We start from the raw sequence: 26122 nt of genomic DNA, 5'->3' as shown, positions 1-26122 counted from the left end.
CGTCTTAGTTGCATTTGCATTACAAATAATGTCTCCAGGTATAAATGTTAATTATATTGCCTTGATCTTTGGATCTTTTGTGATCGCTGCAGTAATCACATTTATAATAAAAGCATTCATCAAATTAATAGATGTAATCACGAAAAAAACATCTTAAAAAAGTTCTTAATATGGAAGATTATAGTCTATTTGGTTATTTATCCGTTAGCATATAAGGAACATCTCTTCTACTGGTAATGTTTTTGTCAAAAAGGAAGATGTCATTTCATTTATTTATGCCCGGGTTGGGAGTAAGCCGATCATGAATACTTTTTGCAAAATACAACTTTCGTTTATGAGAGGAAAATAGTAATATTGAAATAAAGAGTATTTTTACCTATTAGAGCAAAGGAAGGAAGGACAAAAGTGAGTAGTCAATATGATGAAATTATTGAGAAAGCAAAAGAATTTTTTAGAAAGGAAATTGCTCCTAGCCATATTTCCAATACTGAAAAACTAACTAAGTTAAAGGAATTCCATCTTAATCCTTTTTTAGACAGGTATAAGGCTAGTTTTTTAACTGGTAATGATGACCCCAAAAGCATTGCAAAAGCTCTCATTTATCCAAGAGTTTTAGGTACATCTATAAATACTACTTTTGGTAACAAGCTGCAAAAGTTTTGTAGCGAGGTTTTAGAGGGCTTTGCGTCAACTACATCAGGGATTGACATTGAATTTATTGATAAGTCAGATGGTAGGAGAAAATATTGCCAAATTAAGGCGGGACCAAATACAATCAATAAAGATGATGTTGAAACAATAAAAGGGCATTTTGCGGGAGTAAAAAATCTTGCTAGAACTAATAACCTTAGCGTTGGATTAAATGACCTTATAGTCGGTGTATTTTACGGAACTCCTAAAGAGCTAAGTGGACATTATAAAAAAATTAATCAAGAATACCCTGTCATTGTTGGAGCGGAGTTTTGGTATAGGCTTACTGGTGAAGAGGACTTTTACGATAGACTTACTGGTGCTATTGGAGAGGTTGCCTCAGAATATGATGGTACTGAATTAATGGATAAAGTAATTAACTCCCTAGCTATAGAGATTGAGGAGAGCCTTAAACCTAAGGAGTTAGAATCTAAAGTTGAAAAAAAGCTAGTTGCCGAGGATAAAGAAAAGTATGATTTTTAAGAATAGGATGGATGGATGTGTTTAAAGCATCCATCCCCTTTTATTTCTTTATTATTCTCTATTCAATTTTGTAATTCGCTACTGCCTCATCAAAAATCCTATATCTAATAGATACTTCCTAGCTAGTAATATGAAAATCAGTCTAACTAATAATTTTACAGAAGCTGAACTGACTCCAATTTATTTAATTTGATTCAATACATTTATAATGGATAATCCTACAGCCTTAGCCATGTTTACAGGAACAGCATTTCCTATTTGTTTATAAGCATTAGCTGTAGAGCACTCAAACTCCCAACTATCGGGAAAACTTTGTATTCTTGCATATTCCCTAACTGTTAATGGTCTAGTTTCATCAGGATGACATCTCTCAGTTTGTTTCTGAGCGGGTGAGCAGGTTAATGTTAGCGATGGCTCATCCCATGATAATCTTCTAGCCATTCCTGTTCTACCTCCTCCTGAGTAGTAACTTTTGCCCATGTACTCCTTGGCCACTTCTTCAGGTAGGTCTCTCCAATATCCCCCGGGAGGTACGAGGTCTAAAACTTTCCTTTTAGACTCGGGATATTTAACCCCATCAGATGGTGGAACATCTTTGAGAACATCCCTTAAAGTAAGCTTATATCCATAGGGTTTAGGTAAATAGTATTTAAGATTATACTTTTCAACTAAATCATTTCTAATTCCGATGATTACAATTCTTTCCCTTTTTTGAGCCACATCATAATCTAATGCTCTTAATACATGCCATTTAACAGTATAACCAATGTCAGAAAATACTTTTATCATCAGAGCTAATGTTCTACCATTATCATGATTTACTAATCCTTTAACATTTTCAGCTAGGAACATCTTAGGCAGTAGTTGTTTTAATATTTGTGCATAATAGTAAAACAGTGTACCTCTAGCATCAGATAATCCCATCTTCTTTCCTGCATAACTAAAAGCTTGACAAGGATAGCCTCCTGATAATAGATCCAGTTCTCCTATAGGAACATCAAAAAAGTTTCTGATGCCTTGCTCAGCAATCTTTATTACATTCTCCTCAACAACATTCCAATTAGGCCTATTTTTTCTTAGAGTCTGACAGGCATGTTTATCAAGTTCTACAAGACCCTTAGCATGGAACCCAGCCATTTCAAGACCAAGAGCGAGACCTCCTGCTCCCGCAAATAGTTCAACAACTGAATAGTCTTTATTTGGTTTTATTCCTCTAACTTCTACAAAGTCATGCCCCTCAAAGTCTGCTGTATTGATTTCTTTTTCTTGAGACTTCTCTAAAAAATCTGTACTATCTAGGGGTAATTCTAACTGTTCTGATTCTATTATATCCTCAAAGTTTACACCCAAGAGCTCACACAGTTTCATTGCATTTGATTTAATAGGATTAAAATTAGGAGAGAGTATCATTGAAAGCTGACTTTTGCTAATGCCTAGTTGCTCTGCTAACTGCTTTTGTGTAGATATATTATTTCTTTTCATATGTAATCTTACCTTTTCCTTACTGATTGTATAAGCCAAGTTAATAACCCTCCTTCAAGTTAAAAATACATTTAACTTTTATATGGTTATTATGAATGAATATCCATTTTAAGTCAACCATTTATTATGAGCCCTTGCCAAAATGCTATATCCCCTGAAACTGTAAGCAGTCAGACAATTAAACGCATATTCCGCACGTAAATTTTTCCATTTTAAGATTTTTTTAAAGGAATTTTCTCCTTCTTTGTAGAATTGAATGATTATCTAAACTAGGGGAAGACGAGGAAATTTTTATGTCAGATCAAATTTTAACCTTACATGTGGGGCCGTCTCAACTTTTATCTAAACTGTGTGATGAAATAGAACTCGAAAAAACCATTAATGATTTAGTCAAATGGGATTCTGTCCGTTGTCATATCTCACCCGGAACAAGGATTAAAGCCCTTGTCTTAAACATTTTATGCAGTGGCAAGCCCCTTTATAAGGTTCATGAATTCTATCAAAACCTAGATTCTGAGATGCTTTTCGATACATCGGTTTCACCCGATCAATTAAATGATGATGCATTAGGAAGAGCATTAGATTACTTGTATAAAGCCGAAGCATGGAAAGTATATTCCACCCTTGCATTAAAAGCATTAGAGCCTCTGCCAAAATAAAAATATACCCTTGAGCGAGGCTCTGGAAAATTAATTATCCCGGTTTTTTTGCCTTTTCATCCAGATTTTCAATTCAATAGAAGTAAAACGGTCATTTTCCTTCAAAAAAAGGGCATACGTATCCCGCCTTCACAAAATGGGTTTTTTTCACTACCCTTTGTGGAAAGGAAACGCTCATTTTATTTATTCACATATCCACCTGTGAATAACTTAATTTGCTCTTTGCAGCCGATTGCGTGTCCATCCACAATTGGCCTTTCCTGTCTGATGGTACGCCATATTTGCCATGATGTGCATAGATATCATGCATCGATCTACATGAGCTTCAACTGCCTGTTTCCCACGCTTGTGAACACGACGGAGACTGTATCCGTCTTTTAGAATGCCAAAGATTCTTTCGATGATCGTCCTGGCACTATATAACACTTCAAATGTGCGCCCATGTTGAGGCAACTCGACATCTACTTGAGGCGTTTGATCAAAGTCTATCCTAAATACTCTTCCTTGTGCTGCCCCATTACAACATTCCGCGTGATTCGCTAGCGGGCAGGTGAGACCTTCTTGCTTGGCATTTGGATGAAATACAGGACAAGTGTAAATATATTGCCCCTTTTCCCGATCAGATCCTCTAAGTTCCATTTTATGCCCACTGATACAGATGGGAGTGCCGTACCGGTTGATTTTTTCAATCCCTCGGGCGGTAGTTGGTTTATCTTTACGGTTCCGTGGATTGATCGGTGCCACCAATTTCGCCTGTAATACATCCTTTGTCACTTTTTGATTTTCCGGCGTTTGGTAGATTCCATCTGCCAGGATAAAGCTCAACTGCTCAGCCATCTCGGGGTGCTCTGTCTTAAACGTTTCCAATGTCGGTTCTAATGTTTTCCCATCGGGTGTATTTCCTTTAAATACTTCCCGCGTCAAAGGCAAACCGGATCTCACCCCGCATACCATTGATAATTTATGCGCAATATAGGAGACTGCATTACTTTTACGCATTACCCCTACATTGTCGTCCGTAAGGACTCTGGGGCAATCGCAATTACCCTCACAAGAACACGTCTTCCTTGTTTTATTCAAGGTTGCTTCTGCCTCTATATGCGATGTATCCACGGCGGCTGCTTCCTCATTCGTTTCAACCACGCCTTCCCCTTTATTATATTCAACAACCAATAGCCGGGCTTTTTCCCAAAGACCATTTGTTGTCATGATTTGATCAAAACGAGCAAAGGAACGGTAGCTCGGAATTTTCTCCGTAAATCCACACATGGTGGCAAATAGCGGGTTTGATTTCACTTGCAAATAGACACTCTCCACCATCACTTCAATATACTGTAAAGAGGCCAGTTCAAAAGCACGAAAAAAGGGCATGAAAGGATGCGGTTTTCTCCCTGCGGGAGAGGGACGAAATAATGAAGACGCAGACTTGTCTTCTTCCTCCGTTATTGAAAATAGTGCCGGTTGTATTTCATTAGAAGGATCATGTGCTCTTTCATTTTTTAGGTGCAAATATAAAAGGGTGTAGTATTCTCGTTCAATCGGCTTAAAAATCTCCCATGGGAAACACATGGCTGGAATGACAAATGGTATATCGGCATAGTCTTGCCAATTGTGGGGAATCAAATTTTGTTGTATTGAAAAGTCTCTGGTTTGTGTTAGAATAGAAATAGTCATGAAATCACTCCCTGGATATTTGGTCGTACTTATATCTTAACAAAGGAGTGGCTTTCATGGCTCTTTTTTTTCAAAAAAATCATCCTTTTCCGTTTTACAATATTTACCACAGGAATGAGTAGCTTAATCTATTGAAACCCGCCCAAAACCGACCAAAGTGGAAAAATTTAGACACTTATAATAAATAAATTTACCCCATTAAAATCAAAAACTCACAATTTATTTTTACATTTGTCATAATGTTCCTACAAACGTCTTTTTTCTTTAGTGGAATAAATCAACGACCTTTAATTGTCTGACTGCTTACAGTTTCAGGGGATATAGCATTTTGGCAAGGGCTCTCAATTATACTTTTAAGCCTTGGGACAGTTATGATTGTTTTTACTTTACTTAATTATTTATTCTCTATGTTATATCTAAAAAAGATTAACATGAATGAGAGGTACATTTTGAATGATAGAGATTAAAAATATTAAAAAACGATTCGATAAAAAAATTGTTCTGAGGGGGCTTTCTCTGGAAATTAAAGACGGCGATTTTTTTGGAATATTAGGGACAAACGGTGTAGGGAAAACAACTTTGTTAAAAATTATTGCAGGGATGATGGTTCCTGATAGTGGGGAAGTCACCATAAATGGAGAAAAACAAGACATTAAAAATTATACATTGCAAAATCTTATAGGATTTGTACCGGATCACGCTATTTTATACGAATATCTTACGGGAGAAGAGTATCTGTATTTTGTTGGCGGAATGTTTAATGTGCCAAAAAAGAAAATTGTCGAATTTGCCGCGAATATCCTTAATGATTTTGAATTGTATAATGAGAAAGATCAATTAATAAAAACGTATTCTCATGGAATGAAACAAAAGATTTCGATAGCAGCTGCTCTAATACATGAGCCTCAAATTTTAATATTAGATGAACCGCTTACGGGAATAGATTTAAAATCAAGTAAGGTTATAAGGAAATTTCTAAAAGATTACACGGATAAAGGAAAAACAGTGCTCATAACAACTCACTTATTAGAATTAGCTCATTCTGTTTGCAACCAAATAGCAATTATCCATGAAGGCAAACTTGCCAGAAAAATAACCGTGCAAGATTATAGCTTGGACAAATTAGAGGAGGAAGTAGAAAACATATATGTATAAAGTTCCCTCTATTCTAAGAAGCAATTGGATTTTGTTGACGATTACAACAGCAATCTATGTTTCGGGTTTTGTATACGGTATCACATCCGCTGATCCAGTTAATAAAAGCGGAAGTTTAAATACAACATCCAGTCTGATACATCTAATTGACAATAATTTATTAGTGTGCGGTCTGATCATTTCCGGTTTTTTTACGTTTGGTTTAACTACAATTTTATATTTATTTACAAATGGATTAATCCTTGGCGAATCCATTATGAATAATATGGACTTTGGTGTATTAAAAATTGTTTTATTGATTTTACCACATGGAATATTCGAAATTCCTGCTTTAATTGTAAGTGGGGTAATTGGTTTTAAAGGTATTGCGCTAATTCCTCAATTGTTCCATAAGAAAAATATCAGCAACTTTATCAAAGATTATTTTACAAATATACTGCTATTACTAATTGTGGTAATGCTATTTGTTATGATCAGCGGTTTAATAGAAACCTATTTGACACCATTATTCAAATAGAAAGGATAGGAAAATGAAAAAAATAGGTGAAATCTTATATTTGATTGGAATTCCGCTTGTTTTAGCTTTCGGATTGATTATATCCCATTATTATCCATTTTTATTGCCAGTAAGTACTTTCGGGTTATTTGGTTTATATATGTTTTTGTTTAGCCCATTTAAAAAGATTTTTGCACGAATACTATTTATCACAGTATTTATTGTAAACTTAATCGGCAGTGTTCTTTTATATTTTGCCTGAAAGGAGATGGGATAGTTGGTTAACAAGTATGCAATTTTTATAGTTGCACTTATATTTTTTATTCTAGCAGTTACAGTCAAGCCGGTTTTTGAACTTATAGGTTGGAATCTTCCGGATAGAACATTAAGAGCCTCTGCCAAAATAAAAATATACCCTTGAGCGAGGCTCTGGAAAATTAATTATCCCGGTTTTTTTGCCTTTTCATCCAGATTTTCAATTCAATAGAAGTAAAACGGTCATTTTCCTTCAAAAAAAGGGCATACGTATCCCGCCTTCACAAAATGGGTTTTTTTCACTACCCTTTGTGGAAAGGAAACGCTCATTTTATTTATTCACATATCCACCTGTGAATAACTTAATTTGCTCTTTGCAGCCGATTGCGTGTCCATCCACAATTGGCCTTTCCTGTCTGATGGTACGCCATATTTGCCATGATGTGCATAGATATCATGCATCGATCTACATGAGCTTCAACTGCCTGTTTCCCACGCTTGTGAACACGACGGAGACTGTATCCGTCTTTTAGAATGCCAAAGATTCTTTCGATGATCGTCCTGGCACTATATAACACTTCAAATGTGCGCCCATGTTGAGGCAACTCGACATCTACTTGAGGCGTTTGATCAAAGTCTATCCTAAATACTCTTCCTTGTGCTGCCCCATTACAACATTCCGCGTGATTCGCTAGCGGGCAGGTGAGACCTTCTTGCTTGGCATTTGGATGAAATACAGGACAAGTGTAAATATATTGCCCCTTTTCCCGATCAGATCCTCTAAGTTCCATTTTATGCCCACTGATACAGATGGGAGTGCCGTACCGGTTGATTTTTTCAATCCCTCGGGCGGTAGTTGGTTTATCTTTACGGTTCCGTGGATTGATCGGTGCCACCAATTTCGCCTGTAATACATCCTTTGTCACTTTTTGATTTTCCGGCGTTTGGTAGATTCCATCTGCCAGGATAAAGCTCAACTGCTCAGCCATCTCGGGGTGCTCTGTCTTAAACGTTTCCAATGTCGGTTCTAATGTTTTCCCATCGGGTGTATTTCCTTTAAATACTTCCCGCGTCAAAGGCAAACCGGATCTCACCCCGCATACCATTGATAATTTATGCGCAATATAGGAGACTGCATTACTTTTACGCATTACCCCTACATTGTCGTCCGTAAGGACTCTGGGGCAATCGCAATTACCCTCACAAGAACACGTCTTCCTTGTTTTATTCAAGGTTGCTTCTGCCTCTATATGCGATGTATCCACGGCGGCTGCTTCCTCATTCGTTTCAACCACGCCTTCCCCTTTATTATATTCAACAACCAATAGCCGGGCTTTTTCCCAAAGACCATTTGTTGTCATGATTTGATCAAAACGAGCAAAGGAACGGTAGCTCGGAATTTTCTCCGTAAATCCACACATGGTGGCAAATAGCGGGTTTGATTTCACTTGCAAATAGACACTCTCCACCATCACTTCAATATACTGTAAAGAGGCCAGTTCAAAAGCACGAAAAAAGGGCATGAAAGGATGCGGTTTTCTCCCTGCGGGAGAGGGACGAAATAATGAAGACGCAGACTTGTCTTCTTCCTCCGTTATTGAAAATAGTGCCGGTTGTATTTCATTAGAAGGATCATGTGCTCTTTCATTTTTTAGGTGCAAATATAAAAGGGTGTAGTATTCTCGTTCAATCGGCTTAAAAATCTCCCATGGGAAACACATGGCTGGAATGACAAATGGTATATCGGCATAGTCTTGCCAATTGTGGGGAATCAAATTTTGTTGTATTGAAAAGTCTCTGGTTTGTGTTAGAATAGAAATAGTCATGAAATCACTCCCTGGATATTTGGTCGTACTTATATCTTAACAAAGGAGTGGCTTTCATGGCTCTTTTTTTTCAAAAAAAATCATCCTTTTCCGTTTTACAATATTTACCACAGGAATGAGTAGCTTAATCTATTGAAACCCGCCCAAAACCGACCAAAGTGGAAAAATTTAGACACTTATAATAAATAAATTTACCCCATTAAAATCAAAAACTCACAATTTATTTTTACATTTGTCATAATGTTCCTACAAACGTCTTTTTTCTTTAGTGGAATAAATCAACGACCTTTAATTGTCTGACTGCTTACAGTTTCAGGGGATATAGCATTTTGGCAAGGGCTCTAAATATGGTGGCAGTTATTTTTGGCCTCCTCGCACTTTGCATATCGTTAATAACAGCCGTCATTGCCGTTATCGATTTTAAAAAGTAGATTTCCATAGTTGCGTTTTAAGCCACATTTATTAACAAGAAATAAAAACATATTTATGAACGAGGTTTTATCATGAATGAAGAGACAGCTAACGGGAAGAAAAATCTCATTATTGCTTTGATTATTATTGCCGCCCTTTTTGGAGTGCTGTGCTTGGTAATTGTTTTAAGGACGAATGCAAGTTTAAAAAGCGAACCCCATTACCAGCAATATGTGGTCAAATATACTCCGGCGTTAGTTGAAACAGGGAAGGTTTCAGCAAAGCAGACACAGAATTTGCAAATACCGGATGGTACAGTACAAAAAGTAAATGTACGGAACGGTGATGAAGTGAAAAAAGGGGATGTTCTCTTAACAACCCATAATAACGAAATCATAGAGAAGATTACTGAGGTGAAACAGAGTATTTTAAAAATACAGCGCGACTTAGCGGTTCAAAAACAAAACATTGCTTATCTTAAAAAGAAATTATCAGCAGTACACCAAGAAGAGAATAAAGAGGAGCTGAATCTTGAAATTGCAAGAGATCAGAATACCTATCGAGATACAGAAGCTGGTTTGCAAAATCAACAGGATCAATTAAATCAGCTGGAGAATAGAGTGGAGGGCAGGTTAAAAGCACCGTTTGATGGTGTGGTGAGTATTTCCACTAATAATAGCGGCCAATCGCAATACAGCATCAGCTCGGATGCTTTAGAGGTCCAGTCGAGTGTTTCCGAATATGACTATGACAAGTTGCGTGTAGGGAGTAAAGTGGTTATTAAGGCCTTGGCAAACGGGAAGAGGCAGACCACAACCATTCAGTTTATTTCCAAAATACCCTCAAAAACCGCTACTAAGAAAGGCTTTTCAATGTATGACTTCACGGTCGATGTGGATCGCCGCTTTATGGCAGGCCAAAGCGTGCAAATCACAATACCACAAAAGCAAATAAAGCTTCCGAGCAAAGCCATTATCAAAAAGAATGGTCAAACGGCCGTTTATTTAGTCGTAAATGGAAAAGCACGTTTTCGCACTGTGGCGGTAGAGAAACAGAACGGTTTCTACACCCTCAAAAGCGGATTGCACCCCGGCGATCGTATTGTGGCTGATCCGGACAAACGACTAAAAGATGGAGCGAAGGTGAACTGATTGATTCGATTAGAACGGCTCAACAAGTATTATCAACAAGGAGATGAAAAAATTCATGTGCTGAAGGATATTTCTTTGGAAATTAATCAAGGAGAGTTCGTGGCAATTATGGGGCCGTCGGGTTCGGGCAAATCAACGCTCATTAATATCATTGGCTTTCTTGATAATCAATTTGAGGGTGAATACTTGTTTAAGAGGAATTCGGTAATTGGCAAGTCATCAAAAGACTATGCAAAGTTGCGAAATCAAAACGTGGGCTTCGTTTTCCAAAATTTTAAACTGATTGCGAATTTAACGGTTGCTGAGAATGTTGGTTTACCGCTGCTTTATGCCGGATACCGCCGAAAGGACATCGGCGAACGAGTGAATAATGTATTACAAAGTGTGCATTTAAAAGGAATTGCTAAAAAGTTGCCGTCCCAGCTGTCGGGCGGCCAGCAACAGCGTGTTGCCATTGCCCGCGCCCTTATATCCAAGCCGAGTTTCTTACTGGCCGATGAGCCCACTGGCGCACTTGACAGGCATACTTCGCAAGAGATTTTAAAACTGTTCCTTGACTTAAATCAAAAATTACGATCCACCATTATTATGGTTACGCACGATTACCAAGTTGCCAGCCAGAGCCAACGTATGATTCAAATTATGGATGGCCGGATTGAAAGCGATAGGAGCGTCAGCAAATGAGGGCAGCCGAACTGTTTTTTACTGCAATACGTTCGCTTTTGGCGAATCGAAGGCGAAGTATTTTAACAATGTTGGGCATCGTTATCGGCATTGCCTCGGTGATTACGATTATTTCCTTAGGTAAAGGCGTTGAGAAAGCAACTCTTAAAAATTTACAGGCGTCCAATTCGGGCAAGCAGTCAACTGTCGTGGAATATTATGCTGACGATTTGAACGCGGCCGAATCTGGTTTTAATGAGTCGGATCTATCGTTATTAAATTCCGCCGGGGCAAGCTTCGGACTGGCAGAGGCTCATATTATTAACGATGACAATGGGACAGTCGATGTCCAGGCTTCGCTAAATGGTAGCGAACAAAACGTAACAGTAAAGCTTCTTAAACGTTCTTCTTCGGAACAAGAGATTTCTGCTGGCCATAATATCTCTCAAAATAATATCACATTCGCTGATCCTGTTGCTTTAATTTCAAAAAAATTGGCGGCTTCTATTTATATTCAACCCAATCGTGCTTTAGATACGGCTGTCATCGTGAATGGGATTAGCTACCATGTTATCGGAGTCTTTGAAAATGCCGATGATTTTCATGATATAATGATTCCCAAAAAGGTTTATAAGAAAAGTAATATCAGCAACGTAGGAAATAAATTAAAACTGGTCTTCAATCGCGGGGAGAACGTCAGTAAACAAACAAAAAAAATCGTCAGCCTGCTCAACAAGCAGGGCAGCCATCATTTGCAGGGAAGCTATGAGCATATAGAAATGGGGTCAATCTTGAAAGGCATTGGATCAGTCATTAACAGTTTAACCTACTTCATTAGCGCAATTGCCGGGATTTCGCTGTTTATTGCTGGGATTGGGGTAATGAACATGATGTATATTTCTGTCTCTGAACGTACCCGGGAAATTGGCATTCGTCTCGCTATCGGCGCAACCCCAAAGAATATCTTATTCCAGTTCCTTTTGGAAGCGGTGTTGTTGACGGGAATAGGCGGCTTGATTGGTTTTGGGATAGGTGGTGGACTCGCGTGGCTCATTTCGCTCTTCTTACCTTTCCGTGCCGTGATCGGTGTAGGAAGCTTTTTACTCGCTTTTTGCGTCTCTACCTTTGTCGGCATTCTATTTGGCATATTGCCGGCTAAAAATGCAGCCAATAAGAACTTGATCGATATTTTGCGTTAGGATGTTGATTGGAAGAATACAGGGGTCTAAACAATGATGAATGTGCAAAGTAAAACGTCCTAACCGGACCCCTTCTTCGAACGAAGTGGCCATGCGTGCCCTTTCGCGTATTTTTCCCGGGTAGGCCAAGTCACTTTTTCACAAGGAAGACAAGGTTTGTCCGCCAAATGTTACTTGGAAAAATGGGCTGAAAAAAATAAAAAAATTTTTGAAATGAAGGTTGACAATTCTTATTTTCGGCATTAAGATAATAATCAATCAATGAAACATTTTTCAGGCGATGAAGAAGAAGAGTAACCTGTGTGGATTCCGAAGAGAGCCGGTGGGTGGTGCGAACCGGTGATGACGTGCAGGCGAATGGGCTTCCGAGCTTCCAAACCGAAACGATTCCGGAGTAGGCTTTGGCGAATGCCTTATCGTTACAAAAGGCAGGTATTACGGTTTTTCCCTGATACCGTCAAAGCCGGGCTGATAAAGCCAATAAAGGTGGCACCGCGGGTTCCCCGTCCTTTACATGGATTGGGAACCCTTTTTGCGTTCCGTTAAAAAAATTCCATAAAAGAAAATCGCTGAGTAAGAAGAGTATGCAAATGGCAAGCGTTCCAGAGAGCCGGCGCGGGTGGGAGTCCGGCACGAACTGCCTTTGCAGAATGGGCTTACGAGAGGTTTCCTGAACGGTGCAGTAGGGAAATACGGCTTCCCCCGTTACAGGGATAGGGTATAAAGAGTGGCTTGCTCCGTACCCGAATGAGCGGAAAGGTTTTAAATCCTTTCAAAAGAGGTGGCACCGCGTTGGAAAACGTCCTCTGTCCTGCAGCATACAGCTGCGGGCAGAGGACGTTTTTTTTATTTAGCCGGGACCCGGGATCTGTATCGGAACCCGCCTGTTAAGCGAAGGATATACAGCCAGAGCGCGAAAAACCACTTGCTTGTGGCCATTTCAATAAAAAAGGAGAGCGGACGGATGCAATACAAAATCGTTAAGCTAAATGGCGATGTGTTAACGCCGGTCATGATTTTTACGAGACTGAGAGGAAAATGCAAGTTTTTGTTCGAAAGTTCGCTGCAAAATGACAGCAACGGCCGGTTTTCTTTTATCGGGGCTGATCCGGTAAAAGCGTTCATCGGGCGGGATAATGAACTGGAGGTGATTGACCGGATGACGGGGCGGCGTGAAATAAAAAAAGGTAAGCCGCTCGATCTTGTCAAAGGCCTGTTGCCGCGTCTTAATATCCAGCTTCCCTTTCCGTTTTACGGCGGGGCGGTCGGCTATATCGGCTATGACGCCATCCGCCAGTATGAAGAAATCGGCCATGTACCGGAAGATGAAACAGGAATCCCGGATCTGCATTTGATGCTGTACCAAAATATAGCTGTTTACGACCATAAAAGCCAGACCGTCTACCTTGTTTCAACCGGGGAAGACGGGGAGGCAATAGAAAAAAATCTTGCGGCAATGGAAAAAGCGATCTGTCGGCAGACAAGCGCAGAACCATTTGTCGACCATGGCCCGGTTGACTTTGCCCCGGCCATTCAAAAGCAGGCATTTATGAAGATGGTCGAAACCGCAAAACAGCATATCGAAAACGGGGACATTTTCCAGGTTGTCCTGTCACAGCGTATGAAAGGGAGGCTTTCGCACGATCCGTTCTATTTTTACCGGAAGTTAAGGAAAGCGAACCCGTCCCCGTATATGTTTTATCTCGACTTCGGCGGTTATGTCGTTCTTGGGGCATCGCCGGAAAGTTTGATCAAAACGAAGGGGCGTGTGGTATATACGAATCCGATTGCGGGAACGCGCCCGCGCGCCAATGCCTTAGAAGAAGATGAGCGCCTTGAAAACGAGCTTTTACACGATGAAAAAGAACTTGCCGAACATAAAATGCTCGTTGATTTGAGCCGGAACGACCTCGGCCGGGTGTGCGAGCCCGGAAGCATCCGGGTGCAAAAATATATGGAAGTCGAGCGGTTCCAGCATGTGATGCACATCGTTTCGGAAGTACGAGGAAAATTGCGGGACGGTTTTAGCGGAATTGACGCGCTCATCTCCTGTCTCCCGGCCGGCACGGTATCAGGTGCGCCGAAAATCCGCGCGATGCAAATCATCAACAGTCTGGAAAGCTTGAAGCGCGGCATGTACGCGGGAGCGGTCGGCTATATCAACCTGAACGGCGACATTGACTTTGCGCTCGCCATCCGCTCGCTCCTGATTAAAGACAACACCGCTTATTTGCAGTCGGGCGCGGGCATTGTGTACGATTCCGATCCGGAAAAAGAGTATGAAGAAACGCTCAACAAGGCGAGATCGATTCTGGAGGTACAGACGCATGATTTTATTGCTCGATAACTATGATTCGTTCACTTACAACTTGTACCAGTATTTATGCGAACTTGGGGAGGAAGTAAAGGTGTTCCGCAATGACCGGATCACCATAGATGAAATCAGAAGGCTCAAGCCGGAAGCGATTGTCCTGTCACCGGGGCCCGGCGTGCCGGAAGATGCCGGCATTTCCATTGAAACTGTAAAAACATTTTACCGGCAAGTCCCAATGCTCGGCGTCTGTCTCGGCCATCAGGCAATTGCCGCAGCGTTCGGGGCAGGGATCACAAAAGCAAAAGAAATCAAACATGGCAAAACTTCCCTTGTACGCCATGGCGGGAAAGGAATTTTCAGCGGGCAGCCGGATCCGGTCGAAGTGATGCGCTACCACTCGCTTGTCATGGACCGGACAAAGATCCCGGAAGTCCTGGAAGTGGTTGCCGAATCTCTTGATGACGGCGAAATCATGGCCATTCAACATAAATCCGCCCCGTGTTTCGGCGTCCAGTTTCATCCCGAGTCGATCGGGACGGAAACCGGTAAACAGATGCTTGAAAACTTTTTACGCGAAATCAGAAAGGATGAGAAAGTTGAAACCGTATCTTGAAAAAATTTTGGCACAAGAAGGGCTGACGGTTGAAGAAATGCGGGAAGCCTCTCGCGCACTGTTTTCTGATGAAGTGACAGAAGGGGAGATGGGCGCATTTTTAGCCGCCTTGAAATGTAAAGGCGAAACGGCGGAAGAAATTGCCGGGCTGGTCGAAGTGATCTGTGAAAAAGCCGTGCCGGTTCCATGCAACGTTCCAGGGCTTATGGACAACTGCGGGACGGGCGGGGACGGCAGCCACAGTTTTAACATCAGCTCGACCTCCGCGTTTGTGCTGGCGGCAAGCGGCGTGAAAGTTGCCAAACATGGTAACCGCAGCGTCTCAAGCCAGACCGGGAGCGCCGATGTCCTAGAGAAGCTCGGGATTTCCTTGTCTTTCCCGGCGGAAGAAATTGAAGGCTTGCTGAGAGAAATCGGCATCGTCTTCCTGTTTGCCCCGAAAGTCCATCCGGCCCTTGGAAAAATGATGAAAATCCGGAAAGATTTGCGAATCCCGACGATTTTTAACTTGATCGGCCCGCTCACAAATCCGATGAACCTGGAAACACAGCTGCTCGGGCTGTACCGGCGCGACATGCTCGGGACGATGGCGGAAGTGCTCGGCCGCCTTGGCAGAAAACGCGCGCTCGTTGTCAATGGCGCCGGCTATCTTGATGAAGCATCTTTATCGGGGGAAAACCATTTTGCACTGCTTGACGGCGGGAAAATTACCACGTTTACGTTGACGCCGGAAGAGGTCGGTTTGCCGTATTACCCGGTTGAAGCGATCCGCGGCGGCGATGCGCAAAAAAACAGCGATATTTTGCTGTCAGTATTAAAGGGGGAAAAAGGTGCTTATCGTGATACGGTGCTCTTCAATGCCGGGCTTGCGCTCTTTGCTGCGGGGCGGGCAGAGACGGTAAAAGAAGGGATCCAGATTGCGGAGCAGGCAATCGAATCGGGCGCGGCACTTGAAAAACTGCACGCGCTCATTGAAGCGAGCCGGAAACTCACGCAGGAGGCGATTTAAATGACATTTTTAGAAAAGATTTTAGCCGAAAAAGAAAAAGAAGTGGCCCGTATCAAAGCTGCAGGAAAGGCTTTTGCCCCAAACGCGCGCAAAGCCCCTTCTCTTTATGAAACATTTATGCACGCCGAAAAAACAAGCATCATTGCTGAAATCAAACGGGCCTCCCCATCAAAAGGGGATATCCGAACGGGCGTGGATCCCATCCGGCAGGCGCTTGCCTACGAAAAAGCAGGCGCCGGCGCCATTTCCGTTTTAACGGATGAAGCCTTTTTTAAAGGGTCGGTGGAAGATTTGAAAGCCGTAAGCGATGCAGTCCGGATTCCGGTTCTCTGCAAAGATTTTATTATCGACGAAATCCAGATCGACCGGGCAAAAGCATATGGTGCAAGCGTAATTCTCCTGATCGCAGCGGCTCTTTCCCCCGAAAGGCTCCGTCAGCTGTACGATTATGCCCGGGGCGCCGGCCTTGAAGTGCTGCTTGAAGTGCACAATGAAGCGGAACTGGAAACCGCTGTTAAAACGGGGGCCCGGATCATCGGCATCAACAACCGCAATTTAAAGACGTTTGAAGTTGATCTCGGCGTTGCCGAAAAGCTTGCGCCAAAAATCTCAAATCCGGATGTACTGGTGATCAGTGAAAGTGGCATCCGCACCCGGAAAGATGTCGTTCGCGCTGAACATGCCGGGGCAAAAGGGATTTTAGTCGGAGAAACGCTTATGCGCACAAACGACCCGCAAACGGCAATGAAAAAGCTGGCCGGTGTCCCGGAAAAAAGGAAGGTAAAGATTTGCGGCATTCGCACGCTTGAAGCGGCCCGGGCGGCTGTCTGCGCGGGGGCGGACATGATCGGCTTTGTCTTTGCCGAAAGCAAACGGAAGATTACACCAGAAAAGGCGGCACAGATTGCAAAAGCGTTGCCGGATTCTATCGAAAAAGTGGGCGTATTCGTCAATGAATCGCCTGAAAAAATGGCGGAAATTGCAGAGCGGGCCGGGCTCGATTACCTGCAGCTGCACGGTGATGAAACAGCAGAAGACGTCGCGCAAATCCCTTATCCGGTAATCAAGGCTTTCCCGGTAAGGACAGATGCTGATCTCGAAGCGATACACGATTACCGGTGCGATCTGGTGCTTTTGGACAGCGCCGGCGGAAAATATCGCGGCGGTAACGGAAAGGCGTTTGACTGGGAATTGGCAAAGGCGCTATCGGATGAGCGGGCGGTGGTGCTTGCCGGCGGGCTCACACCGGAAAATGTCGAAGCCGCGATTCTTTCCGCCCGGCCGCATATCGTCGACGTTTCAAGCGGGGTGGAAACAAACGGGGAAAAAGACCCGGATAAAATCAAAGCATTTGTGCAAGCAGCAAGAAAAACGTTTCAAAAATTAGAGGAGCGTGACAAAAATGCAAACATACAAACTGCCTGATACAAACGGCCGTTTCGGGACTTTCGGGGGGAGATTCGTCCCGGAAACCTTGATGCCAGCTGTTAAAGAACTCGAGCAAGCTTATCGTGAAGCCATGAACGATCCGGCTTTTCATGCGGAATTGGAGAAACTGCTGAAGCAATATGTCGGTCGTGAAACCCCGCTTTATTTTGCAGAAAACTTAACAAAGCTTGGAGGCGGCCCGAAAATTTTCCTGAAACGCGAAGATTTGAATCATACGGGGGCACATAAAATCAACAACACAGTCGGCCAGGCGCTGCTTACGCTTAGAATGAGAAAAAAGAAAGTCGTTGCCGAAACGGGCGCCGGCCAGCACGGAGTGGCAACAGCAACTGTGTGCGCGCTGCTCGGCCTTGAATGCATAATTTTTATGGGGGAAGAAGATATCCGCCGGCAAAAGCTCAATGTATTCAGAATGGAATTGCTCGGTGCAAAGGTCAAAAGTGTGGCGCAGGGCAGCGGCACATTGAAGGATGCGGTCAACGAGGCACTCCGCTACTGGGTTGCCCATGTAGAAGACACGCACTACATTATGGGTTCAGCAGTCGGCCCGCATCCGTTTCCGCAAATTGTCCGCGATTTCCAAAGTGTGATTGGGAAAGAAACGAAAAAACAGATTGTAGAACAGACAGGCAAACTTCCCGATGCAGTTGTCGCCTGTGTCGGCGGCGGCAGCAATTCGATCGGCATGTTTTATCCATTTGTGGAAGATAAGGCCGTAAAATTGTTCGGCGTGGAAGCGGGCGGCGCCGGCCTTGGAAAGCATGCGGCGTCTTTAAGCGACGGCAAACTCGGCGTGCTTCACGGCATGAAAACGTATTTGCTGCAAAATGACGACGGGCAAATCCAGGAAGCTTATTCGGTGTCGGCCGGGCTTGATTATCCGGGAGTCGGGCCGGAGCACAGTTATTTAAAAGAAACAGGACGGGTTACGTATACGTCCGTGAACGACAATGAAGCATTAGATGCATTTCGCCTGCTTTCGAGGACAGAAGGCATTATCCCGGCACTGGAAAGCGCACATGCCATCAGTTTTGCGCTGAAGCTGGCAAAAACCATGGGGAAAGACGAAACGATCGCCGTTTGCCTGTCAGGGCGCGGGGACAAAGATGTAGAAGCGGCCAGCCATTTGCTTGGAGGGGAAAACAATGGGTGAAATTTTTGCATTGGAAAGCGCCCATGCCGTCCGTATGGCCCTGAAACCGGCAAAAACGACTGCCGTCCTGCCAGGATGCGGGGACAAAATTGGAGAAGCGGCCAGCCGCTTGTTTGGAGGGGAAAACAATGGGTAAACAAAAATTGGAAGCACAGTTTGAAGCGGTTCTTGCACGCGGTGACCAGGCATTTGTCCCTTATATTATGGCGGGGGACGGCGGAATGGAAGAGACGGAGAAAAGGCTTGCGTTTTTGGAAGCTTGCGGGGCAACGGCAATTGAACTTGGCATCCCGTTTTCCGACCCTGTCGCAGACGGTCCGGTCATCCAGGCGGCCGGACTCCGCGCTTTTAAGGCAGGCACGACAATGAAAAAAGTGCTGGGCCATTTAAAAGCCCATCCGAGAAAAGTCCCGGTTATTCTTATGACGTATTTCAACCCGGTTTTTGCCTACGGGGTGGAAAAATTTGCAGCAGACTGCGCGGATGCCGGTGTTGACGGGCTGATTATTCCGGATTTGCCAATCGAGGAAGAAGAGGTAATTGCCGGAGAACTGGCAACATGCGGCCTTGCGCTCATCCGGCTGGCTGCCATTACAAGCCCGAAAGATAGGCTTAAGAAAATCGCCTCCCGTTCCGAAGGGTTTCTGTACGCTGTTACGGTCACCGGCACAACCGGCACCCGCACAAATTTCCACGACAATATCGAGGATTACCTCGCTTTCTTATCAAGCATCAGCCGGGTGCCTGTTCTTGCCGGCTTTGGCGTTTCCAGCCCGGGGCAAGTCCGCCGTTTAACCCGCTACTGCAGCGGCGTGGTGGCCGGGAGCAAAATCATCGAGCTCTTCCAGCGCGGGGAAACGGAAAAAATCCGTGCGCTTGTGGAAAGCGCAAAGCAACAAGCAGCACCAAACCAGCTGTAAAAATGCCTGGACGCACGCGCCGAACCGGTTGCGCACACAGGCGTCCATGCTGCAACCGGGTTTCCCACAGGTTTATACACATCCCGGGCAGGTAAAGAAAAGGGATTTTGCTGGTTATCCACAATATCCACATTTTATACACGAAAAATGTGCACAAATTTATGCACATCCAATCGTATTGGCAATAAAGGCATTGAAAGGTTTATGCACATCATCCACAAAAAACGGGGGCCTCATGGAAAGGCCGCCCGTTTTTATGTTACCGCCTGTTTTTCGCTCTTTTTTCCGCAGCCTCGGAACGGGCCTGTGCTTCCAAGTCTTCTCCGTCTGCGAGTTCCCTCGAATATTCAATGTCTTTCCCGTCTATTTTCATGTTCTTCGGTACTTGCGGCAATGTTGCTTTATTTTTATCGCGTGTTTTATGCTGATGCCCGCGGCCCATTGAAAAAACCCCTTTCAAGCAGTTTGCGGTTTTCCCGCAAAACTATTTTTTGCGCAAAAGGTTTTTTTAAACAGGCAATTATTTGCGGCCTCTGTCTGTATATCCTCCGGCCCGGTCGGCTTTTTTAAATTCGTGCTGGTAAGTCACTTCCTGCATGCTTCTTAATGTGCTTTTCGTCTGAACTTTTTTATCTTTCGGCATTCGCAAAACCTCCTTTTTTGGATTATTGTTCCCGGTCATACCGCTTTCTACACTTTCAATGGTAAAATAGACAAGGGAGGAATTCATGTGCCGGTCATTACAAAAATCTCGGTTCAAAAAAACAATAAAGAACGTTACAATATTTTTCTTGACGGCCAGTACCGGTTCAGTGTTGATGAAGAAGTGCTGGCACGGTACCAGCTTTTAAAGGGGAAAGAATTGGATGAGCTTGATATTGAAGCAATCCTTGCCGAGGATGATATCCGGAAAGGCGTCAATACCGCCATCCATTTTCTTTCCTACCGGATGCGGTCGGAAAAAGAAGTGCGTGATGATTTGATAAAAAAGGAATTTGCGCCGGAAGTCATCCGGAGTGTCATATTAAAGCTTTATGAAATGCAGTATCTTGATGATGCGAAATTTGCCGCAAGTTTCGTGCGGACACAAATGAATACAACCCATAAGGGGCCTGTTGTCATTGAAAGGGAACTTCAGCAAAAAGGCATTGCACCGGAGCTGATCGAAAGGGCGCTTGAAATTTTTGATGCTGATCAGCAAGTGGAACACGCCCTTGTCCTGGCAGAAAAGCTTTCCAGGCAGCATGCCCGGTTGTCGGAGAAGCTTTTAAAACAAAAAGTGAAGCAGGGGCTTACAGTAAAAGGCTATCCGCCTGAAGTGATTTCCGCTGCGATGGCGGCGCTTCATGTTGAAAAGGATGAAGAAGCAGAGTGGGAAGCCCTTCTTCAGCATGCGGAAAAAGCAAAGCGCAAATACGGAAAGTTTTCGGGATCCGCCTACAGGCAAAAAATGAAGCAGTTTTTATACCGGAAAGGGTTCCCGGTTGATTTAATAGACCGCTACTTGCGGGAAGAGGGGGATGGAGATGGAAAAAAGATACAGTGAAATGAGCGAGTATGAGTTAAAGCAGGAGATTGCACAATTGACGGAAAAAGCGCGCAAGGCCGAACAACTTGGTATTGTGAATGAGTTTGCCGTGCTCGAGCGGAAAATTGCGATGGCAAAGTCGTATTTGCTGGACCCGGCTTCTTTTCAAAAAGGGGAAATTTATGAAATTGAAGGAGACCCCGGCGCCTATTTTAAAATTGATTATATCGACGGCGTCTTTGCCTGGGGTTACCGGGTCAGCGGCGGCAAACCGATCGAAGCCCTCCCGATTTCGATGCTGAAACTGGTGGATTGATTTGTTACTCTTTTACAGGGGCTCAAAAGAAATGGGACCGGTGCTATTCAACATGTAAGGGCTGCCGGCATCATCCAGCAGCCCTTTCTGTCATGACTCTTCGCGGCGGCCTGATGCGCGCATGCGTTCCTGCGGGTGCGTGTTGGTCGTGCCATCCGCGCGTTTCGAAGCATATTCGGCTTTTGCCCGCGGCTTGCCTTCATATACATTGTCATGATGGTACGGGAAACCTTTTTCTTTATTCCGCATGTTCATGCCCTCCTCAACAAAATAACCGGTGGGGAATGGCCCCCGCACCGGTTATTTTGCGCGTTTTCAGACGGAAAACCCGCGCCTTATCTTGGTACAATATCAAGTTTTTTCTTCAGCTTCTCTTTATTAAAAATCCAACCGGTATAAGAGCCGATTATTTCCAGATCTTCATTTAACTTCACAACAGCAACAAACGGATAATGCCCGTTTTTCCGGTAGCGGAGATCGGTAAAGCGGACTTCCCAGCCGTTATCAAGCTCTTTGATCTGCCAGTTATAGACAGGGGAAAAGCTTAAGAAAGCTGACAAATTTTTATCCTGCTTTGCCGCTTCAATAATTTCATTTTCCGGTACCGGAAGCCGTTTGAATTTGTCCAGAATGGTGACCGCCGACTTAAATGCGGATGCAACATAGTAGGCATCTTTCGTTCTGACGGCAATCTTCCATTGGTGAAAACGGACAGTCGGGGAAATAATGATATTTTCCGCATCCGGAATCCTGGCCAGCACGGCTTTTTTTACATCGTGACGTGCCGCGAATCTGGCGATATAATATAAAAATATGAAGATGTACATGGCCAGAAAAGTCGGCCCCGGCTGCGCCCCGAACAACCAGGCGGCAATGCCGATCACATGGATGGTGAAAATGAAAGGGTCAAATGTATTGATCACGCCGAGCGCGACCCATTTATATGAGAACGGCCGCAATGCCTGTGTCCCGTACGCATTAAAGATATCGACGAACACATGCAGAAAAACAGCCAAAAAAGACCAAAGCCATAAATGAAGCGCATCCGTTCCAGGGAAAAAGATGCTGAGCACAGCTGTAATGGCAAGCGGCCACAGCAAGACGGCGGGAAGAGAATGCGTAATGCCGCGGTGGTTGCGAATATAAACCGCATTATTTTTAAATTTGAGCAAAGTATCGATGTCCGGTGCCTGTGAACCTAAAACCGTGGCAATGAGAACGCTGTGAAAATGAACCGCATCTTGTGCGACCACAGGATCCAACGTTGCCAAACCTCCGAGTGCAATGCCCATAACAACATGGGTTCCAGTATCCAATCTTATTCCTCCTAAAAGTGGTTCTGGCTCCTTGTTAAAGCGCTTATTTCTTTCATATGCCTTCATCATATGGTAAATTAAGAAGAATTGCAATAGACAAAAGCGGCCATTCAGGATTTCCTAATTGTATTTTTCCCGTTCATAAATGTTATAGCAATCATTTGGGGGAGTTAAACATTGAAAAATTTTCCAATCGACGACTTTGATATACAATCTTTTCAAGAGGATCTGATCTCCTGGTTTGAGAGGGAACAGCGGGACCTGCCATGGCGGGAGGACCGCGACCCGTATAAAATTTGGGTATCGGAAATCATGCTGCAACAGACAAGGGTGGACACTGTCATCCCCTATTTCCGGCGCTTTATGGAAAAATTTCCGACACTTGAAGCGCTGGCGGATGCCGGTGAAGATGAGGTGCTAAAAGCGTGGGAAGGGCTCGGCTACTATTCACGCGTCCGGAATTTGCACGCTGCCGTAAAAGAAGTGAAGGAACATTATGGCGGCACGGTTCCGGACACACCGGAAGAAGTTTCGAAGCTAAAAGGCGTAGGGCCATATACGGCCGGAGCGATTTTGAGCATTGCATACGGCTTGCCGGAACCGGCTGTGGACGGAAATGTGATGCGGGTGCTTTCAAGAATTTTATCCATATGGGAAGACATTGCAAAGCCTTCTGCAAGAAAGGTTTTTGAAGAAGCCGTCCGCAAGTTGATTTCTCAGGAGAATCCGTCTTATTTTAATCAGGCTTTGATGGAACTTGGTGCGCTCGTTTGCACGCCGAAATCGCCGTCATGCCTGCTTTGCCCGGTCCGGGAGCATTGCCGGGCGTTTGCAGAGGGAACCATTAATGAGCTGCCTGTGAAATCAAAGGGGAAAAAGCAGAAACAGATCCGGCTCCAGGCGGCCGTTTTGGAAGATGAAGACGGGCGCATTTTGATCCATAAGCGTCCGGATAAAGGGCTGCTTGCAAATATGTGGGAATTTGTTCAAGTGGAAGAAAGTGCCGTTTTGCCGGCGAGGCAGGTATTGAAGGACTATCTTGGAGAGGCATTTCAAATTGAAGCCGCACTCGAGACGGAGCATTTTACGGAAATACGGCATGTTTTTACCCATTTAATTTGGGACATCCGGGTATACCGCGGGAAAATTTTAAATCATGTGCAGGAAACGGATGAACTAAAATGCGTGCTTCCTGACGAGATTGAAACGTTTGCATTTCCTGTGCCCCATCAAAAAATCTGGAAAGCCTTCCGGGTCATCAGTAAGTAATGATTGCAAATTTGATGGAAAATGCAGAGATTTCTTGTTATAATTATTGTTGAAAATAATCAGGTTTGGTTATTTCTTCTTGCCATGGAAGGGCTTAAACAGTTTTTAATAACTTATAAAAAGTTATTAAAATTTTTGTTGACTTTATCCCAAATTAAGAAAGTGCAAAACTTTACTAGATTGATGCAGGTAATTGGAATCATATGGAAAATAAATGGATAATATTATCAAAAATGGAATCACAACTGCCTATTTTTGGGTTATTAAGGCCACAGTTGCCCCCTCCCCACATTTGCGGGCGTTTCAATTTCCAGTATTCTGTTTCAGCCTTCACACTCAGTCAATCAGCCGTACACTTTGAATCATTTGCCGGAATGCCTTTTTATGGGCGTATGTTTCACAAATATTTAAAATGACACTTCGGCTGTGATAGACCAGCACGCCAGCCGCGTAGATGAATTCCCTCCGGAATCTCCTGATCGTATAAGAGCGATACGCTGGCGGACAGTGTTCTTTTTTAAAGATCTCGAATAAATTGTATGCCAGCAGTTTAATCAGCAGATCCATTTGGTTGGCGTCAAATGAATGCGTTGAAATCTTGCCCATCGAGAATCCATATTTTGACTCTTTGATGTAGTTTTCCATGCAAGCCCTTTGGTTATAGAATCTCCAAATATCAATGGGTTCCCAGTCCATGTTCGTCACAATCGCTTCATACTTCCATAAAAAATCACAAGCTTGAAGCTGACTTTCCTCATATTTGTCAGCTTTACGAATTACCGCAACTCTTCTTGGCTTCTTCCAGGAACTTGCCTGGTAATCAACGGCTTTTCCCTCTATCACGGTCAATTCGTCGTCAACATAGCGGATCCACGGTGAATCATCGTTTTCAACCCTTTTTTTAAGTCTCGAAGTCCACCTCAGTTTGCCGGTATAGCCAATCCCACCGTTTTCCCAGTAACTGTAGAAATCTTCTCCACCAAATCCTTTGTCAAAACGGGTATAACGAATAGGGTAATGGGGAGAAAGCAGCTGATAGGTCTCTTCTGCAAAACCGAGTACCCCTTGAGAAGAATGGGAATTTCCCTCCCTCAGCCTGGCGTTTAAACAAAGACGGGATTTCCCTTCAAATACAAGAAGAGGGTGATAACTTTTTCTTCCCGGCTTGTAGGGATTTACTCCGACCCCTGCTTTTTCCTGGCCCCCATAGACGGTTTCCACGGTTGAATCAAAATCCAGAATGAGCTCCTTGTCAAGCCAGGGTTCAATCAAATCCATCATGCGTTCTTTGAATTCAAGATCAGCGCCCTCCAACTTTTCAATTCTTAGCAGGTCTTTATTTAAAAGGGTATAGTGCGGGCATTTCCCGCCCATAAATGCCATGATTAAAGGATCATCCTGCAAAGTCCGGAAATGAGATAGCCGGGAACAATTGGACAGCCAGCCAATCACCAGGTATATAAAGATTTTGCTTAAAGGATATTTGGCATTGTATTTTTTCAAGCAGTCAAAATCCCGGAAGGTCTGTTCAATCTTCATTCTTTCCAGAAACTGCAAAATCGGGAGCAGCCCGCTAAAATTCGTACTCTTCTTTAAACGAAACGCATATTTGATTTTCGAGACAGAAGTGATATAATTCACCTTAAAGGTGCCCTCCTTTCTGGTTTGGTAGTTCTATACAAACCCAATTATACCAGAGATTCGGGGCACCTTTTTATTTTAAGCTTCTGCTTTACTCTCGTAATCCAGGTTTATAATTTATTATCAAATGAATAAGGAGGGTTATTTATGTACTTCAAGTTTTCTCTGAGCCCTTGCCAAAATGCTATATCCCCTGAAACTGTAAGCAGTCAGACAATTAAAGGTCGTTGATTTATTCCACTAAAGAAAAAAGACGTTTGTAGGAACATTATGACAAATGTAAAAATAAATTGTGAGTTTTTGATTTTAATGGGGTAAATTTATTTATTATAAGTGTCTAAATTTTTCCACTTTGGTCGGTTTTGGGCGGGTTTCAATAGATTAACCCACATTTCGCACGTCTTAAATAAAATTCATTTTAATTTTTGAATGAACTATATTTAAACATTT

General features: G+C 43.4%; 26 protein-coding genes and 2 other annotated features. Of the genes, 18 read left to right on the top strand and 8 right to left on the bottom strand.

Annotated features, from left to right (window positions below; genetic code table 11):
* Nucleotides 1–405 precede the first annotated feature (405 nt).
* A complete protein-coding gene (locus tag NST20_RS12455) occupies nt 406–1173 on the top strand; it encodes a PmeII family type II restriction endonuclease (protein ID WP_013860442.1) in 768 nt (255 codons plus the stop codon).
* 180 nt (nt 1174–1353) lie between these two features.
* Here NST20_RS12455 and dcm read toward each other — a convergent pair whose 3' ends face one another.
* Nucleotides 1354–2694, bottom strand: a complete 1341-nt coding sequence (gene dcm, locus NST20_RS12450; RefSeq protein ID WP_013860441.1) for a DNA (cytosine-5-)-methyltransferase — start codon at nt 2692–2694, stop codon at nt 1354–1356.
* A gap of 254 nt (nt 2695–2948) precedes the next feature.
* Here dcm and NST20_RS12445 point away from each other — a divergent pair, with 254 nt between their 5' ends.
* The gene (locus NST20_RS12445; protein ID WP_342399539.1) at nt 2949–3314 is read left to right on the top strand and encodes a DUF4277 domain-containing protein; all 366 of its coding nucleotides are present in this window, start codon (nt 2949–2951) and stop codon (nt 3312–3314) included.
* Nucleotides 3315–3524: 210 nt separating this feature from the next.
* On the opposite strand, the gene NST20_RS12440 is transcribed toward NST20_RS12445, so the two are convergent.
* Nucleotides 3525–4988, bottom strand: coding sequence for a transposase (locus tag NST20_RS12440; protein WP_342399478.1), 1464 nt, complete (start codon nt 4986–4988; stop codon nt 3525–3527).
* Nucleotides 4989–5441: 453 nt separating this feature from the next.
* On the opposite strand from NST20_RS12440, the gene NST20_RS12435 reads away from it, so the two are divergent.
* Genes NST20_RS12435 through NST20_RS12425 form a run of 3 tightly spaced genes read left to right on the top strand, consistent with a single transcriptional unit; the run spans nt 5442 to nt 6901 of the window.
* The gene (locus NST20_RS12435) at nt 5442–6143 is read left to right on the top strand and encodes an ABC transporter ATP-binding protein (protein WP_342399538.1); all 702 of its coding nucleotides are present in this window, start codon (nt 5442–5444) and stop codon (nt 6141–6143) included.
* A gap of 31 nt (nt 6144–6174) precedes the next feature.
* Nucleotides 6175–6660 carry a stage II sporulation protein M gene (locus tag NST20_RS12430; protein WP_342399537.1) on the top strand — a complete coding sequence of 162 codons (486 nt, stop codon included), beginning with the start codon at nt 6175–6177 and terminating at the stop codon, nt 6658–6660.
* Between the two features lie 13 nt (nt 6661–6673).
* Nucleotides 6674–6901, top strand: coding sequence for a DUF5970 family protein (locus NST20_RS12425; RefSeq protein ID WP_014097345.1), 228 nt, complete (start codon nt 6674–6676; stop codon nt 6899–6901).
* Nucleotides 6902–7256: 355 nt separating this feature from the next.
* Here NST20_RS12425 and NST20_RS12420 read toward each other — a convergent pair whose 3' ends face one another.
* Nucleotides 7257–8720 carry a transposase gene (locus NST20_RS12420; protein ID WP_342399478.1) on the bottom strand — a complete coding sequence of 488 codons (1464 nt, stop codon included), beginning with the start codon at nt 8718–8720 and terminating at the stop codon, nt 7257–7259.
* Nucleotides 8721–9223: 503 nt separating this feature from the next.
* Between NST20_RS12420 and NST20_RS12415 the strand changes: the two genes are divergently transcribed.
* The 10 genes from NST20_RS12415 (at nt 9224) to trpA (ending at nt 19602) form a co-directional block, all read left to right on the top strand.
* Nucleotides 9224–10282, top strand: a complete 1059-nt coding sequence (locus NST20_RS12415; protein WP_342399536.1) for an efflux RND transporter periplasmic adaptor subunit — start codon at nt 9224–9226, stop codon at nt 10280–10282.
* Nucleotides 10283–10966: an ABC transporter ATP-binding protein gene (locus NST20_RS12410; RefSeq protein ID WP_014097348.1), complete on the top strand. Its 684-nt coding sequence runs from the start codon at nt 10283–10285 to the stop codon at nt 10964–10966. It abuts the gene before it with no gap.
* On the top strand, nt 10963–12144 hold the full coding sequence (locus tag NST20_RS12405) for an FtsX-like permease family protein (RefSeq protein WP_342399535.1): 1182 nt from the start codon (nt 10963–10965) through the stop codon (nt 12142–12144). The genes NST20_RS12410 and NST20_RS12405 overlap by 4 nt, the downstream gene beginning before the upstream one ends.
* Before the next feature lie 271 nt (nt 12145–12415).
* Nucleotides 12416–12658, top strand: a binding site (T-box leader).
* A 46-nt stretch (nt 12659–12704) separates the two neighbouring features.
* Nucleotides 12705–12954: a binding site (T-box leader), on the top strand.
* Nucleotides 12955–13108: 154 nt separating this feature from the next.
* The gene (gene trpE, locus NST20_RS12400) at nt 13109–14491 is read left to right on the top strand and encodes an anthranilate synthase component I (RefSeq protein WP_342399534.1); all 1383 of its coding nucleotides are present in this window, start codon (nt 13109–13111) and stop codon (nt 14489–14491) included.
* Nucleotides 14472–15071, top strand: coding sequence for an aminodeoxychorismate/anthranilate synthase component II (locus NST20_RS12395; protein WP_342399533.1), 600 nt, complete (start codon nt 14472–14474; stop codon nt 15069–15071). The genes trpE and NST20_RS12395 overlap by 20 nt, the downstream gene beginning before the upstream one ends.
* Complete coding sequence (gene trpD, locus NST20_RS12390; RefSeq protein ID WP_342399532.1) at nt 15055–16080, top strand: anthranilate phosphoribosyltransferase; 1026 nt, start codon at nt 15055–15057, stop codon at nt 16078–16080. The genes NST20_RS12395 and trpD overlap by 17 nt, the downstream gene beginning before the upstream one ends.
* Nucleotides 16081–17505, top strand: a complete 1425-nt coding sequence (gene trpCF / locus NST20_RS12385; RefSeq protein ID WP_342399531.1) for a bifunctional indole-3-glycerol-phosphate synthase TrpC/phosphoribosylanthranilate isomerase TrpF — start codon at nt 16081–16083, stop codon at nt 17503–17505. It begins immediately after the preceding gene.
* Nucleotides 17483–18682, top strand: coding sequence for a tryptophan synthase subunit beta (trpB, locus tag NST20_RS12380; RefSeq protein WP_342399530.1), 1200 nt, complete (start codon nt 17483–17485; stop codon nt 18680–18682). Before trpCF ends, trpB begins: the two co-directional genes overlap by 23 nt.
* Nucleotides 18675–18818, top strand: coding sequence for a hypothetical protein (locus NST20_RS12375; RefSeq protein ID WP_019721536.1), 144 nt, complete (start codon nt 18675–18677; stop codon nt 18816–18818). The genes trpB and NST20_RS12375 overlap by 8 nt, the downstream gene beginning before the upstream one ends.
* The gene (trpA, locus tag NST20_RS12370; protein ID WP_342399529.1) at nt 18811–19602 is read left to right on the top strand and encodes a tryptophan synthase subunit alpha; all 792 of its coding nucleotides are present in this window, start codon (nt 18811–18813) and stop codon (nt 19600–19602) included. Before NST20_RS12375 ends, trpA begins: the two co-directional genes overlap by 8 nt.
* Before the next feature lie 259 nt (nt 19603–19861).
* On the opposite strand, the gene NST20_RS12365 is transcribed toward trpA, so the two are convergent.
* Nucleotides 19862–20044, bottom strand: coding sequence for a YfhD family protein (locus tag NST20_RS12365; protein ID WP_061566697.1), 183 nt, complete (start codon nt 20042–20044; stop codon nt 19862–19864).
* 78 nt (nt 20045–20122) lie between these two features.
* The gene (locus NST20_RS12360; protein ID WP_073193833.1) at nt 20123–20245 is read right to left on the bottom strand and encodes a YfhE family protein; all 123 of its coding nucleotides are present in this window, start codon (nt 20243–20245) and stop codon (nt 20123–20125) included.
* An 87-nt stretch (nt 20246–20332) separates the two neighbouring features.
* Between NST20_RS12360 and recX the strand changes: the two genes are divergently transcribed.
* Nucleotides 20333–21148 carry a recombination regulator RecX gene (gene recX / locus NST20_RS12355; RefSeq protein ID WP_342399528.1) on the top strand — a complete coding sequence of 272 codons (816 nt, stop codon included), beginning with the start codon at nt 20333–20335 and terminating at the stop codon, nt 21146–21148.
* Nucleotides 21129–21446: a YfhH family protein gene (locus NST20_RS12350; RefSeq protein WP_013860285.1), complete on the top strand. Its 318-nt coding sequence runs from the start codon at nt 21129–21131 to the stop codon at nt 21444–21446. The genes recX and NST20_RS12350 overlap by 20 nt, the downstream gene beginning before the upstream one ends.
* Before the next feature lie 90 nt (nt 21447–21536).
* Here the strand turns inward: NST20_RS12350 and NST20_RS12345 are convergent, their stop codons facing one another.
* Entirely contained in the window at nt 21537–21695 is a 159-nt protein-coding gene (locus NST20_RS12345) for a small, acid-soluble spore protein K (protein WP_013860282.1), read from the bottom strand.
* 86 nt (nt 21696–21781) lie between these two features.
* The gene (locus tag NST20_RS12340; protein ID WP_342399527.1) at nt 21782–22762 is read right to left on the bottom strand and encodes a metal-dependent hydrolase; all 981 of its coding nucleotides are present in this window, start codon (nt 22760–22762) and stop codon (nt 21782–21784) included.
* Between the two features lie 177 nt (nt 22763–22939).
* Here NST20_RS12340 and mutY point away from each other — a divergent pair, with 177 nt between their 5' ends.
* On the top strand, nt 22940–24031 hold the full coding sequence (gene mutY, locus NST20_RS12335; protein ID WP_342399526.1) for an A/G-specific adenine glycosylase: 1092 nt from the start codon (nt 22940–22942) through the stop codon (nt 24029–24031).
* A gap of 336 nt (nt 24032–24367) precedes the next feature.
* Here the strand turns inward: mutY and NST20_RS12330 are convergent, their stop codons facing one another.
* Entirely contained in the window at nt 24368–25672 is a 1305-nt protein-coding gene (locus NST20_RS12330; protein ID WP_342399525.1) for an IS1380 family transposase, read from the bottom strand.
* Between the last annotated feature and the right edge of the window lie 450 nt (nt 25673–26122).

Source organism: Weizmannia sp. FSL W8-0676 (genome assembly GCF_038593015.1).
Lineage (GTDB): Bacteria > Bacillota > Bacilli > Bacillales > Bacillaceae_C > Weizmannia > Weizmannia coagulans.
The sequence above is the reverse complement of the archived record's forward strand: the minus strand, read 5'-3'. Positions and strand labels throughout refer to the sequence as shown.